The organism is Pandoraea horticolens (genome assembly GCF_902459555.1).
Lineage (GTDB): Bacteria > Pseudomonadota > Gammaproteobacteria > Burkholderiales > Burkholderiaceae > Pandoraea > Pandoraea horticolens.
In genome coordinates, this window is sequence record NZ_CABPSM010000036.1 from 1 (window position 1) to 14110 (window position 14110).

Sequence of the window (14110 nt, forward strand, 5' to 3'; positions counted from 1 at the left end):
GCCGAGGGCCTTCCACGTCTGCAGCATGGCGTCGGTGATCGTCGCTTTCCCGCCCGGGTTGAGCCGGTCTTCGCCGATCTGGGTCAAGCGGCCGTCGGCACGCAGGTAATTTCTCAGTACTGCAGCCGGGACATTGTCCCGCCTGGCCACACCGTCGAGCCCACCCGCAGCCCCAATCCCCTCGTGGCCGAGGGCCTTCCACGTCTGCAACATGGCGTCGGTGATTTTCACTTTCCCGCCCGGGGTGAGCCGGTCTTCGCCGATCTGGGTCAGCCTGCCGTTGACACGCAGGTAATTTTTCAGTGCTGTCACCGGGACATTGTCCCGCCGGGCCACACCGTCGAGCCCACCCGCGGCCTCAATCCCCGCCTGGCCGAGGGTCTTCCACGTCCGCAGCATGGCGTCGGTGATCGTCGCTTTCCCGCCCGGATTGAGCCGATCTTCGCCGCGCTGGGTCAGGCTGCCGTCGGCACGCAGGTAATTCTTCAGTGCCGCTGCGGGGACATTGTCCCGCCTAGCCACACCGTTGAGCCCACCGGCGGCCTTAATTCCCGCCTGGCCGAGGGCCTTCCACGTCTGCAACATGGCGTCGGTGACCTTCGCTTTGCCGCCCGACGCGCCAGTTTTTTGTCGAGGGATTTTGGCCGGGAGCGGCATGAAAACAGCATCCTTTTCACGGCTTGCGTCTTGTGGTGCTGAACGCTTTTCCGATCCGTTGTTCGAGGTGACTTCCGGTGTTGCGGGGGAAATCGGCCGTTGGGTCGAGCTCGACGGCATGCCGGACCGCCTATCGGCCTGACGCACCATGTGCACATTGGCAGTCAGCGCAGTCGGCGACTGTGCATTCTGTCGAGGCTGCGCCGACGTTGACGCAGTCACTGGGGGCTGGGAGCGCGTGGCCCCAATGCTGGAAACTCGATCCATGGCTTCACACGATAGAAATTTTTTCGATCACGATTGACTGTCGCACGGTCTCGCCATCCGCGCTTGCACGAATCGCTCAGTGCGCGGCGTGCTCGGCCGGATGGGTTCTGTCGCGGCAAGCGGTGCTGGACGAGTGTGGGTGTGACCCGGAAGCTGCGTTTATGCAATCAGGGAATAGAATCGCTCAGCCAGGAACGGACAGCTTCCCTTGGGGGAGAGCATCGACTCTTGTGAATCATGTGGATGGCCCCGATGCCGCCCAAGATGGGGTGTAAGCCGGGAAACTCAGATTTCTCGGTCTGGCCTGCAAAGCCAGCATCGGCGCGGGTCATCGCAAAACCTTGATTTCCGGCTGCGATGTGAGCAGGTAGCAAACGGCGCGCTTGAGCCGGACAAAACCATACCCGGAAAGCCGTGTCGGATAGTCAAAATGACCGGGAACCTCTCGGGTGACGTTTTTCGACGGAATTTTCGGTGCTTCCAGCGTACAGTCCCAACCTGGGGCCAGGCAAACACCAACACATTGAACGGCTGCTTTGGGAAGATACGAAGGATGGTTTCGGGGCGAAACTGGACGCTCGCGCCCTACTGAAAGGTGGGTTATTGGGTGGCAATGCTTGTAAGTAGTTGATATTGTATGTTTGGCGTTTGCCTGCAAAGCCGTGCACGCTGGTTCGATTCTGGTTCCCGCCTCCGGAAACCAAACGCCCTGACTTGTCGGGGCTTTCTTACTTTGTGCCACGTCGTGCATGGGTGCGGGCCGCTTTGCCCATGATGCTGACAAGTGGCGGGCAATGAGCGTAGATCGTGCTCGCTGAACGGCTCCGTCACCTTCGTTTCTGCCATGACTCGGGCCATGAATTCCCAAAGGGGCTCCCAACCGCAAAAAGCCCAATCTGCGTAACCGGGTCGAGGAAGCGACCGAAGCGGCAGTGGCGGCATTCTCATCGAATATTGCGACAGGCCAGAGCAACACGACTACCCGCTTTACCTGGCCGTGAACGACATCGAGCACACGGAAGACCAAGGCGAGCCACCCGCAAACCAACGGGATCTGCGAACGGTTCCTTAAAACGATTCTCAACGAGTTTTACCAGGTCGCCTTCCAGCGGAACATCTACCTGAACATTGAGGAGTTGCAGACCGTTTTAGACGATTGGGTTGCACATTAGGACACCGAGCGAACGCACCAAGGCAAGATGTGTTGCGGGCGAACGCCGATGCAAACCCTCGAAGACGGAAAGGAGGCGTGGAACGACAAAATCACCACATTGAACAACTCAATTTGACCTGACAATCGCCTTCGTCAAATCGGGTGACTGTCAGATCAGATCGCGTTTACTATAATTTATCGAATCATTTAATGGCAGTTTCCGGGATGAATGCCTGAACGTGCGCTGGTTCTTGTCATTGGACGATGCGCGCGAGAAGATCGAGCACTGGCGACAGGATTACAACGATTTCAGGCCGCCTAGCTCGCTAGGCGCTCTGACCCCGTGCGAGTTCCGACTCGCACACCTTGGTGCCGCAAATCTCCAGCCCAAGGTGCTCGGTTAATCGGGGGGAGGTCACTGGGCCAGCTTTGGCTTTTCTGGGCGGCTCCCCTTGTTGGTGGGGTGTTGGGCGCTGCGATCTAGAAATTCCTGCTCAATTCGAAAACGGAATAATCGTTAGTGCCGAACACTCCCGGCAAACGGCGTGGGACGTGGCTTCCTCGCCGGCCCGGAACAGGTGACGCCTCAAGAGCGCGGTTGGATCGCATGAGTCTCGTCTGTGAAAAGTCTTACCGGCCGACTTCGTTCGACAATTTTGTCACGCCCCTCCGGAGAAACTTCAAAATGAGATATTCCCACTGTCGATTCTTCTTTGCGTTGTTTGGTGGCTGCCTCAATTTCGCTCAGATCAGTCAGGCACAAGAGCCTCCCAACGCATTTTCGCTTGCCTCGTGCACGCCAGGCCAAATTGCCATGCGTATTGATGACAATGGCGACGGGGACCGGGCGTCGCATGCCGGTGTGCATCTGACGGTAAAAAACACGACGTCCAGCCCCTGCGCCTTGTCGCGTCGACCGGAGATTGAATTTGAGGATAGGCAACTTAATCCGCTGCGGACAGTGAGGTCTCTGAGCCGTGGCATGCGCCTCGGCCCCGTATTGCCACCGCTCGTCCTGGCCCCAGGCCAGAGTTATGTGAGCAACGTCCAATGGATTTCTGGCGACGTCTCCGGCAAGGGACGCTGCATCACGCCGACCTTTCTCGCATTGCGGTTGGCCGGAGAAATGTCGAGAGTTCTCTTCTCCTGGCAACTGTGCGGCCCGGAGAACTCCCCTCCGCGATATTCCGTAACGTTCTTTGAACCCGCCAAGGGAAACTGACCATGGACGCGAAATAATTTGGTCAGCAAATCATAAACCCATGCTCGCACGGCAGCCTCTCGCATCTACGCTGTCGTGCGATGACGTTGACGGTCAGCACCGCCTGAGGTCCACAGGTCGTGCAATACGGATGCGCCGGTCAACGCCATTCCGTCATGAACCTGGTCGTGATTGCAGCGAGGCTGCTGCATACCTCTCTACCCGTACGCGAATTACCTCGTGCTTTGACAAATACGACGAGGCTCAGCAGAAATCCACATGGGGCAATTTCGATGCTAATGCACCGCTTACCCCGACAGAACTCATCCGACCGAGAACGTCGCGCACTGAGCGATTCATGCATGTGCAGATGGCGAGACCATGCGACAGTCAATCGTGATCGAAAAAATTTCTATCGTGTGAAGCCATGGATCGAGTTTTCAGCATTGGAGCCACGCGCTCTCAGCCCCCAGTGACTGCGTCAACGTCGGCGCAGCCTCGACAGAACGTACAGCCGCCGACTGCGCTGGCTGTCAATGTACGCGTGGTACGCCAAGCCGATGGGCGGCCCGGCATGCCCTCGAGCCCGGCCCAACGACCGCTTGCCCTCGCAATACCGGAAGTCACCTCGAACAGCAGATCGGAAATGCGTTCAGCACGACAGGACGCAAGCCGTGGAAGGGCTGCTGTTTTGATGCAGCCCCCGACTAAAATCCCTCGACAAGAGACTGACGCGTTGAGCAGGAAAGCGAAGATCACCGACGCCATGTTGCGGACGTGGAAAACCCTCGGCTGGGCGGGGATCGAGGCCGCGGGAGGGCTCGAGGGTGTGGCCAGGCGGGACTGAGAAATTACCTTCGTGCCGACGGCAGCTTGACTCCGCGCGGCGAGAACCGGCTCCACAAGGCTGGCGCGCGGCCAATGTGACGGCAACGTTCCCAAGACCGTTGAAGGCTGGGACACCCCACCGTACCTTCCTGACGGACGCTTCTGCGATGAGTGCAATCGCGTGATTGGCGAGATAATCGCCAGTGGTGAACCAGATCAGGCGGAGACAGCCAGCCTAGTCGTTAAATCGCATCACCTCGCTCTGCCCAATGAGCGCGCCTAAGAAATGACCGCTCCTTTTCGGAACGGACGTTACGCCGGCAGCGTACTAATCTCGGTGGCAGGCCAGTTTCACTCGAGTCCGAAGCCGCTCTGCGCTCTATCGCTGATTCAGCAAGTTCAGTCCCTTTGCCGTGAGCTCGCCTTCTGCTGTCACATATTTTTTTACTTCAGGGAGATTTAGGCCGAGCCTCCGCGCCCAATCTGTACGGACAAACGAACTGCCACTAGCTCTTTCGTAACATAGCGCCTGCAAGTCGCCCGACTCCACTCTCCGCCTAGGCCTCGGAGCTCGAGCGGCGGCCTGCGCCATCGTCTTCCCAAACTTCGTGGCTTGGCCATCAGCAACCTGCAACCCGCAACCTCTCCCATGCCACCGACGTCAGCGCGCCGTCCCGTACAAATTCCCTTACTGTGCTGAAATTCAGACTGCGCGCTCGTGCCCACTCTGTCACGTTAAGCTTGGGGTCGCGCGCCAGCGCATCAGACAGCGCCCTCAAGTCGTCGATCTCGACCTGCCTGAGACTCGGCGCTTTCCCGTCGCCCCGATTCAACCGATTCTGTGCCTCTGGCGTTAGCGCGCCTCCTTGTACAAGTTTCTTTACCGTGCTGAAATTCAGACTGCGCGCTCGCGCCCATTCCGTTACGTTAAGCTTGGGGTCGCGCGCCAGCGCATCAGACAGCGCCCTCAAGTCGTCGATCTCGACCTGCCTGAGACTCGGCGCTTTTCCCTCGGCCCGATTCAACCGGTTCTGTGCCTCTGGCGTCAGCACGCCATCACGTACAAGTTCCCTTACCGTGCTGGAGTTCAGGCTGCGCGCTCGCGCCCACTTTGCGACGTTAAACTTGTCGCCGAAGGCCGTCGCGGCATTCAGCGCCCGCAAGTCGTCCACGTTCACCTTCCTGAAGAGCCTCGCTTTCCCGTCGGCCACATCCAACCGGTTCTGTGCTTCCGGCGTCAGCGCGCCTTTGTATACATAACTCCTAATTGTCCCGACACGGACGTCGTTCGCTCGCGCCCACGCTGTCAAAGTAAGCTTGGGGGCACGGGTCAACGCGTCACGCAGCGACCGTAAGATTTGGATATCTACCTTTGGGCGGCGGATTTTTATTGGAGGAGACATTAAACCAGCCCCCCTCCCACTGCCTGCGTCCTGGGGCGCTTCCCGCTTTTTCGTCGCTCGCGCTTCCGGAAGACGCTGTTGTTGAACCAAACTTGATGGTATGTCGGCCGACGCCACGGTATTGGCCTGCTGCGCTGGGGCGGCATGCATATATGCTTGCATCCCTTGGCGTATTGGCTTCGGTGTTTCAAGCGGCAGGGGGCGTTCGGTCGAGCTTGATGGCGTGTCGGTCAGTACTTGGACACTGAGGCGCCGCTCAAAGCTCTCCTGAATTGCCTCAAACCTGGACAATAGTTGCGATGTTCCGGGGGACGGCGGTTGTTGAGCGAAGTTCAGCAAGGCACCCACCGCCCCGGCATGGATAGGCGGTTCCGTTTGCCTCCCAGTCTGACCTGCCTGGTGCACCAAGCGCACATCGACGCCGATAGTCGTCGGCTGTGTTGATACTGACGTCGACGGACTCACACCGCCCCCGAGTCCAGTGCCCGTCGTCGTTCTGAAGGGCGGTAGGGGTTGCCCCAAACTCGACGACGTACGGAACCACCGGTCAGCCTGACGCACATCGCGCACATCGGTGCCAAGGGGAGACAACTGCGTTGAAGTCGAGGTTGACGGAGTAGGCTGCGCCGATGTTGAGGTCATTACGGAGAACTGGAAGCGCAGGGCCCCAGCGCCGGAAACGGGATACATTGAATTCATCTCACAGAAGCGCTTTCGATCGCGGCGTGCCCGTCATCGTCACAGCCCGCCGTGCGACTTCTTATTGTCGCAGAGGCTCATCGTCCAAATTTGCACAAATCGCTCTTTCGGTACCTAAAGGAGGCCGAGCGCCTGATGTTGTGGGCGATCATCGAACGGGGCCAGGCCCTGCCGTTATCGCGAAGGATTGAGTCCGTACCCGCTGGAGCGATGCGCTGGAGTACGCGTACGACTGCTCGGGAGATCAGCCTTTCGCAGACTACGATGTCACGAATCTGGCGAGCTTTCGGCTTGCAACCTAAACAAAAATTGCGCCGCCACTTCGAGTGGAACAGAAAGATACCGCCCAGTCCGACCACGTACTCGACAGCGTTCAGGCGGCACAGGCGGACTTATCGATAACCGGAGCGGCGCCCCTCAGGACCGAGCATAGAAGAGCTTCGACGATCAAGGCGAAGGTGATAAAGGCAACGAACATCACGCCGAGTTTTTCAAGGCGCGAGAAGATGCGTCGAAAGCCCTTCAAACGACGGAATAGCAGCTCAACCTCGTTTCGACGCTCGTACGTTTCGCGATCGTATTCCCAAGGCTCAACACGAGCACTTAAAGAAGGGATGAACGGGATAAAGCGGAGGTCGAGTGTAAGTTGCCGAGTTTCATTGCCCTCGTACGCTTTACTCGTCACGAGATACAGTGGCCGATTCTGTGCTCCCAGGCTTTCGAGCAGTGCACGCCCGTTCGTTGCGTCGCCTGATTGGCCAGGCGAAAGGGCGAACGTTACGGCTGTTCGAGCATCCGCCGCATTTGCACAATGTCGAAAGAGCGATTTATGTAAGTTCAAACGGCGCAGCCTCTGAGACAATACGAGCCGCTAACATGACCTGAGCGCAGGAGCATAGAGGCCATATGCTTGGGGAATGGCAAGACGCAAAATCAGCAACGAATTAAGGGCTGTGCTGAAACCTTAATTCCAGCCATCACGCCCTCATCCGAGGGCGGCCGAGGTCGCACGGTAGACGACCGCGCCGCATTGAACGGCATTCTGCACGTTCTGCAAATCGATATTCCGCGAGAATGACTACAACTTTGCTCACTGTCGGCGTTGCCTGAAGCAGCGTGACATCAATGTTGCGCTGCTCTCCCCTGCTGCTGTGGCCATCTGTTCACGCTTCGTTGATGACTCTTAGCAACACACCTGCAAGGTTTACTTTCTTCTAGGCTTCTAACCTGCCCATCTTCAATATAAGGAAGAATTTATGAATAAAAGCTTGGCAATCCTAAATAGTAATAGGAGAAGTAACGGCTACTTTAATATAGCAACGCATGACAATCCACATCCATCCCGCCGGAGCAAGGCTGCACCCGTCAGCGTAAGAAATTCTCCACGAACAGCGGCACTATATGCTCTTTTGCTGGCTGGGCAGTATGCAATAGAGGCAACACAAGTCCTTAAGACGCCGCCCCCCAAGAAAAGTGATGTAGTAAACCCGAAAGTTAACACCGCCGAAAAATCTAACAACAATGAAGCAGACGAATTCGATTCCAAGGTGCGGGAACGACCCGACCTCGGCACGCCAAAACGTAATTTTAATGAAAGCCATGCATCCGGCATTCCGCCGACATCGCCTGCGACGCCAGTCAGATTGCAGGAAAACTCCCACCGAAATGCCAGCGCTTCATCGAATTTCACCGGCGCGGTTCCTGTTCTAACCGGCGCAGTCTCTGATGATCCTCACTTGGCAAATGATTCTCGAAGTGATACTTCGTCACCAAACGTCCTTCGAGCACAACGCCACAAACGCTCCGCCGACGACAACAACGCCCCCAGCTCGACAGCGGCGAGTGACGTTCAAACTGAAGAACACCCGCTAATTTCCGCGAGACAAAAGGCCGCTCGAAAGCTCCTGGGGGAGGCGGCAGAAGGGGCAAGCGATGCAGATTTATTAGCCTTCGCAAACACAATTCACGTCAATGCGGAGAAAGGTGACAACAACGATCTTGTTCGTGATGCTGACTTGGCGCTCTGGAAAGAAGAAGCAATAATCTGGTGTGCCGAAAATGGTGACAATAGGTTCCCCGTAAGTGAAGAAAAATGCCTCGAAATCTTCAAAGAGGCATGGGACATTGCTCTAAATCCACCACCGCCTCCGGCTGGGTTCAAAACCTGGCAGAAAGCTAGAGAAGAAGTGGAAAAAAATATGACTGCTAACGAGCGAGTGAAGTATATGTTGGCACCCAGCGGGAGCGTGAGAGGGGCCGATAGAATAAGCGCAAAAGCAACAGAATTTTATTACAAACAATTTGTTGATTACATCGAAAAACACCTCCATAGATTTGCGACGGCAAAGGCCATTGCAAATGCGGAGTTGGCTGGACTTAGCAGGCTCGAGATGGAATATCCTATTAATGCCGCACAGGTTATCAGGAGCGTTTCTCTCAACACACATGTCCGCAGAGGGGATAATCCATCGATAGGTATCTTTCCGAGAATTGTTCCGTTGACGAATACCAATCCGGCGGCCTATATATTTCGATTTGGAGGTCCACGCTGGAATGAGACTTTCGGAGTTATCGGACCAAACGGAGAATTCCGATTTGCCACTCGAGACTCTCTATGGTTGTTTCGAAATCAGAAAGGGGCGGCTGAGGTAAAATTCAGTAATCATGGAATTCTTCGTGCAATGGGCATTCCGTTCGCAACGCATGACAAATCATCTACTTCCGAATGCAGAATAAGTAATCTCGGGGATTGTCCAATCGGCAGCTTTGTCATTGACAAAGGGCGTGGGCGCGGATATTTCACGGCCTTTAATGAAAAGACCGTCAAAGAGATAATGGAACTTCAAATTCGAGAGGAGGTAAAACTACTCATAAAATCATTCAAGGAAGGGAATGACGGGAAGGACATCGTCGACAAGATCTTTTCCGCGATAATTCCCTTCTATGATCAGATCATTGATGGCATAAATGACCCGGGGCATGAGTTTAATATCGAAGATATTGCATTGGATTTAGTCGATCTGGGCCTTACACTCACCGCAATAGGCAAGGCTGGCTTCACTTCCCTCAAGGTTGGACTCGTGCATGCCAGAGCCACGCTCGCCTCCGGACAGGGATTCTTGGCGGCCCTTCGTTCGTTAAAATCAAACATACAAGTTTCCAAATTCATAAGAAAATCTGGGGGCGAGTTGCTTGATTACGTTTCACCTCCCTTTACGAATTTTAATGTGAATAGGATGGTGATGGATGCAAACTTGCCAGCGGAAGGTTTAAAGAAAATTAGAAACTTCGACGGGACAGATGTGGTGCGTTGCAAGCGGGGACTCTTCGGCGATTGCTCTTTTCACTGGAGATCCCGAAATGAAAATGAAATTCTTGAGAATTCCAATTATCTTGACGATATTTACGAAAACGTTTACGAAACATACAAACACGTTATAAACACGGATTTAAAAAAATTTATTGACGATAGAGCCGATCTTGCCGTGCCTGATGTTTTATATCGAGCTCAACCTCGCCCAGGAGCAGAGGCCATTGATGGAGTGAGTTATACAGAGGTTGGTTTCACCGGTCCGGCGCATTCAACGTATGACGACGTCTTGGCTTCAGCTATCCGTCATACCGCGAGCGAGAAAGGAATCAAAGACAAGGCCGCCTCATTTTCCGGGCAGAGACAAGTATCCGAGGATTTTATGTCGGAAAATAGAAATAATGGATATAAATTGTTTAAAATTAACAAGCCAGTCGGATTCAATCCATTTAGAGGAATTGAGAACATCATAAAATACGACGGCTGGCGCCTGGTTAAAGAAGGGAAAATTACCAAGGAAGAATTAGTTGATGCCTGCCATCACGCCTTTACTGCCAAAGAGTATGAGTATTTCTACGTGGCGAACTTTGGAAAAATACCCCAGAATTTAGTGGTTGAGGTATAAGCGCAGTAGAGCCGCAGTATTTTTAGCGGCGAGCGACCGGAATTTGACCGTTAGTGGTGCCGTTTGAGACTGCCTCGGATACGGTCAAATTTCGATCATAAGATTTTTGATATTGATTTCACTTCTTAGAAACCCTAACAAAATCAATTTATAGGGCTGTTAACTTCCAGCGACTTTTGTTAGCCTTTGCGTTTTTTTCCCACGCAAAGGCATGACCAAACCAATACTTGACGACGATCTGTAGCGCTCATTCACCCCCTACTGCCGCCGCCCAAACCCGGTGCTTCCTCCATCCCGGGCGCAAGCCGCTGGACGGTCGGGCAGTGCTCACCGGCACCCTCTTCGTGCTGCAGTCCAGCATTCCCTGGGAGATGCTGCCCAAGAAAATGGGCTGCGGCTCCGGCATGAGCTGCTGGCGACGGTTGCACGCGTGGCAGCAAGCCGGTTTGGGAGCGTCTGTACGAGGTGCTGTTAGCCAAATTGCGCGCGGCCGACCGCATCGACTGGTCGCGTGTCGTCATCGATTCCTCGTCCATCCGTGCCGTGGGGGCGAGTCAAAAACAGGACCCAACCCCACCTTCGCCTGGCGACACAACTTCAGGCGCTTGCGCGTTCGCTTCAAGCGCCTTGCTATCGTTCACGAAGCCTTTATGAAAATCGCCTGCGGCATCATCTGCCGGCGCAATCTTCAAAATTCATTTTGTTAGAGTCTCCAAACCAAGCAATCCAACTGAATAGTGAATCCATGGCAACTCTTATCAGGCCTTTTGACGAACGGCAGTTTCGCTATCTTTTCCCGTGAGGCGCACAAGCATCACATAGCGGGAATGGCGTTCAACGAGAGTTGCTATCTGGCTACCACCGCTACCGCAGAGGAGGTCTCCCTCCCAATGTCCCGGTATGGCCTGGTCTTCGACACTTGCGGGGTGCTCACTGATTGGCACTGTTCCCAAGATCCTGCCGTGATCATCAGTCTTTTGTGTGATGACGAGAACACCGCATGGCGCGAGTCCGTCGCAAGTGTTCCTGCAACTCCTTTTTGAGTGCTCCGCGAGCTTGAATGTAGAGGCTCTTATAGATCGCTCGTGCGACACCAGATAGTCCCTATTGACCGCGTATGAATGCTTGAGCCAACCGGCGATCTGCTGGAGCGAGTCATCTTTGCGCCATCGCTCCCACATCAAGGCCTTCTGAGTTTCCGTATAGCAAATCCGCCGTCTCTGCTTCATGGCAACACTCCCGCTGCTCAGGCAGTTCTAGTGTGTTGCGTCGACCGGTTGAATCCACGGTCGATAGCTGCCTTTCGCGAACGACGGTAATCGGCCATGTCCAGCCACCATTCCCTCTCGCGGTTGGATTGCCCCTCAGACGTCGGTTCCGCGCTTCAAACGCGCATTCGATCCGTTAACTCGCGTGTCCCCCAGCGACCTAGCCGGCTGCATCGGCAATCGACCTCCTCTGCACACCGCACTTGAACCGGCCGGCAATCGGAAACTCCTTCCACTCGGTTGATTCATGTCAAGAGCGCCAGCCCGCCGTGCAGTACGATATGCACATGAAGAGAAAAAAAGGGCGAATATCTCGCGACGGTATCCAATCCTTCGTGACTCGATCGACATCGGAAGGGGGCGTCCAAATCGATTCGGTTTTCGTTGCTGCGCGCTTTACCCGCCTTCGCCTACGGTTCGCAATGGGTTCCTAGGGGTGAATTGACTTCGGAAAACTCGCAAGTTGGAAGCACAACTCACAATGAACTCTTTTCATCACCATGATTTTGTGGACTCGCGAGTTCTCGCAGCGTTAACCCTCTCAACTTCGGCGCCATGTGCTTGCATTCAACGAAGTGGGCTGTCTGTCTCAAGGCAGGCCACGACTACGTTCTCATGAACAGGCGGAGTTTCATCGTCGGCGCCAGCGGCGGCGCCTTGATGATGGCGAGCGGCGCCATCGCGTGGATGTCGAATGTGGGTTCAATGGTCGACTACGAGGCCTATACAAACGGCCTGCGCGCCGGTCTGACGATACCGGCGGACATACGCGACCTCCTCCGCTATGCAACGCTCGCCGCCAACGGTCACAATACGCAGCCTTGGCGTTTTCGCGTCGGCGAGGGGTGTATCGACGTTCTGCCGGACTTCTCGCGAAGGACACCGGCTGTCGATCCAGACGACCATCATTTGTTCGTGAGCCTGGGATGCGCTGCGGAAAACCTCGCCATCGCGGCGGCAGCGACAGGGCGGCCCGGCGAGCTCCAGATGAATCCGGACGGCGACTGGGCACGTTATGCATTCGTGGGCGGATCAATGAGGACGAGTCCGCTTTATGCCGCGATTCCCAAGCGACAATCGACCCGCACCGAATATGACAGGCGTCCTGTTCCTGTCGCCGAGATTGCATTGCTCGAGCAGGCGGCGGCCATGACCGGCGTCCACTTGATACTCCTCACCGATCGGACGCGGGTCAACAAGGTCAAAGATCTGGTCGTAGCCGCCAACGGCGTTCAAATGGCAGATTTGGCCTTCCTGACAGAACTGCGGCAGTGGGTCCGCTTCAACCCGCGCAGCGCTATGATGTCAGGCGACGGACTGTTCTCCGGTGCGAGCGGAAATCCCCTGCTGCCGAGCGCTTTCGGTCGCTTCGCGTTCGAACGTTTTTTCACCGCCCGCACCGAGAACGACAAATACGCCCGCCAGATCGATTCGTCCGCCGGTATCGCCGTGTTCGTCGGCGATCGGGCAGACAGAGCGCATTGGTTCAAGGTCGGCCAGGCGTGTCAGCGCTTCGCGCTCATGGCGACAAACCTCGGGATCAAAGTCGCCTTCGTCAATCAACCCGTTGAAGTCGCGCGCTTTCGCCCTGAACTGGCAGGCCTTGTCGGCCAGGCCGGTCGGCGACCGGATATTGTCCTGCGCTTCGGCTACGGGCCGACGCTCCCTTTATCACCCCGCCGTCCCGTAGAGGCGGTGCTGGCTTGATGCGATCGATCCCGCCGAGCGGTTGACGTTGGGCAAGCCTGCGTAAAGTGATGAGGGATGACGGATGACTGACTGTTTGACCGTTGAAATCCGTCACCCACACGCCGCGGCAACGAAGGGCCGAAACGGGTCGGAAACGGGCCTTCACGAATGGCGGCAAACGGCCAATCTCGACCGCTCGACTTCTAGGTCCGAACCGTCGACAATCAGTTGGGAAATTTGCTTCAGAAATGCCTCGGCTTCGTTTAAGCCATGTCAAATGGAAGCTTCCTCTAAGACGCCGAGATCGATCAGCAGTACCGCAACAACACGTTCATCGAGTTCGGTTTCGTGGATAGGTGACCTGACGGATTTTTTCCTACCACTAGTGTCTAGAGATTCACGGCCCCAGTGGTTGGATTACATTCGCTAACCCGACGGAATTCGGCCGGGGTCAGGTATTGCAAACTCGAATGCGGGCGCACTTCGTTGTGGTGAGTACGCCAGTCTTCGATCACGATCTTCGCTTCGATTCGGTTCCGAAACCACTCCATCGCCAAACATTCATCACGAAATTTTCCGTTGAAACTCTCGTTGGTGCCGTTCTGCCATGGTTTGCCGGGGTCAATTAGTGCCATCTCAATCTGCTCCTGGACTGCCTATTTCAACAGCGCTGTGCTGACAAACTCCGGCCCGTTGTCTGAGCGCAGATAACGTGGCGCGCCGTGCACGCTGATTAACCGACTCAAAACTTCAATGACTCTGCGTGATCGAATCGATCCCGCCACATCGATCGCCAAGCATTCACGCGTATATTCGTCAACCACCGTCAGGCATTTGACTTGCTGGCCATTCGCACAGGCATCGAACACGAAGTCATAGCACCACACTGAGTTGCGAGTTGCCGGCGCATGCGGTCTTGGCCGATTGCCTGCAACGCGGCGTCTACGTCGCTTCTTCGGCACTTGCAGGCCGGCCTGCGCCCAGAGCGAGGCACATCGATCACGGCCGAG

Annotated in this window: 7 protein-coding genes and 6 pseudogenes; 8 read left to right on the forward strand and 5 right to left on the reverse strand. The window is 55.6% G+C overall.

Annotated features, from left to right (window positions below):
• The coding region (locus PHO31112_RS26625) for a hypothetical protein (RefSeq protein ID WP_150624705.1) at window positions 1-657 on the reverse strand (657 nt) is incomplete at its 3' end.
• Here PHO31112_RS26625 and PHO31112_RS27305 point away from each other — a divergent pair.
• The 4 genes and pseudogenes from PHO31112_RS27305 (at window position 656) to PHO31112_RS26645 (ending at window position 3299) form a co-directional block, all read left to right on the forward strand.
• Entirely contained in the window at window positions 656-799 is a 144-nt protein-coding gene (locus PHO31112_RS27305; RefSeq protein WP_174995906.1) for a hypothetical protein, read from the forward strand. The genes PHO31112_RS26625 and PHO31112_RS27305 overlap by 2 nt on opposite strands.
• Before the next feature lie 1074 nt (window positions 800-1873).
• Window positions 1874-2213 (forward strand): annotated as a pseudogene (locus tag PHO31112_RS26630) (integrase core domain-containing protein); the annotation flags it as partial.
• A 58-nt stretch (window positions 2214-2271) separates the two neighbouring features.
• Window positions 2272-2481 (forward strand): annotated as a pseudogene (locus PHO31112_RS26635) (integrase core domain-containing protein); the annotation flags it as partial.
• A gap of 281 nt (window positions 2482-2762) precedes the next feature.
• Window positions 2763-3299, forward strand: a complete 537-nt coding sequence (locus PHO31112_RS26645) for a DUF4232 domain-containing protein (RefSeq protein WP_174995907.1) — start codon at window positions 2763-2765, stop codon at window positions 3297-3299.
• A gap of 1427 nt (window positions 3300-4726) precedes the next feature.
• Here PHO31112_RS26645 and PHO31112_RS26650 read toward each other — a convergent pair.
• Both PHO31112_RS26650 and PHO31112_RS26660 read right to left on the reverse strand, forming a co-directional pair.
• Entirely contained in the window at window positions 4727-5278 is a 552-nt protein-coding gene (locus tag PHO31112_RS26650) for a hypothetical protein (protein ID WP_150624709.1), read from the reverse strand.
• A gap of 1303 nt (window positions 5279-6581) precedes the next feature.
• The gene (locus tag PHO31112_RS26660; RefSeq protein WP_343042810.1) at window positions 6582-7070 is read right to left on the reverse strand and encodes a transposase; all 489 of its coding nucleotides are present in this window, start codon (window positions 7068-7070) and stop codon (window positions 6582-6584) included.
• Window positions 7071-7125: 55 nt separating this feature from the next.
• On the opposite strand from PHO31112_RS26660, the pseudogene PHO31112_RS27860 reads away from it, so the two are divergent.
• The 3 genes and pseudogenes from PHO31112_RS27860 to PHO31112_RS26675 form a co-directional block, all read left to right on the forward strand.
• Window positions 7126-7283: pseudogene (locus PHO31112_RS27860) on the forward strand (IS5/IS1182 family transposase); the annotation flags it as partial.
• A 181-nt stretch (window positions 7284-7464) separates the two neighbouring features.
• Complete coding sequence (locus PHO31112_RS26670; protein ID WP_150624713.1) at window positions 7465-10143, forward strand: hypothetical protein; 2679 nt, start codon at window positions 7465-7467, stop codon at window positions 10141-10143.
• Between the two features lie 211 nt (window positions 10144-10354).
• Window positions 10355-10850 (forward strand): annotated as a pseudogene (locus PHO31112_RS26675) (transposase).
• Between the two features lie 66 nt (window positions 10851-10916).
• On the opposite strand, the pseudogene PHO31112_RS27865 reads toward PHO31112_RS26675, so the two are convergent.
• Window positions 10917-11318 (reverse strand): annotated as a pseudogene (locus tag PHO31112_RS27865) (IS30 family transposase); the annotation flags it as partial.
• A gap of 708 nt (window positions 11319-12026) precedes the next feature.
• Here PHO31112_RS27865 and PHO31112_RS26685 point away from each other — a divergent pair.
• Entirely contained in the window at window positions 12027-13118 is a 1092-nt protein-coding gene (locus PHO31112_RS26685) for an Acg family FMN-binding oxidoreductase (protein WP_150624715.1), read from the forward strand.
• Window positions 13119-13489: 371 nt separating this feature from the next.
• Here the strand turns inward: PHO31112_RS26685 and PHO31112_RS26690 are convergent.
• Window positions 13490-14110: pseudogene (locus PHO31112_RS26690) on the reverse strand (IS3 family transposase); the annotation flags it as partial.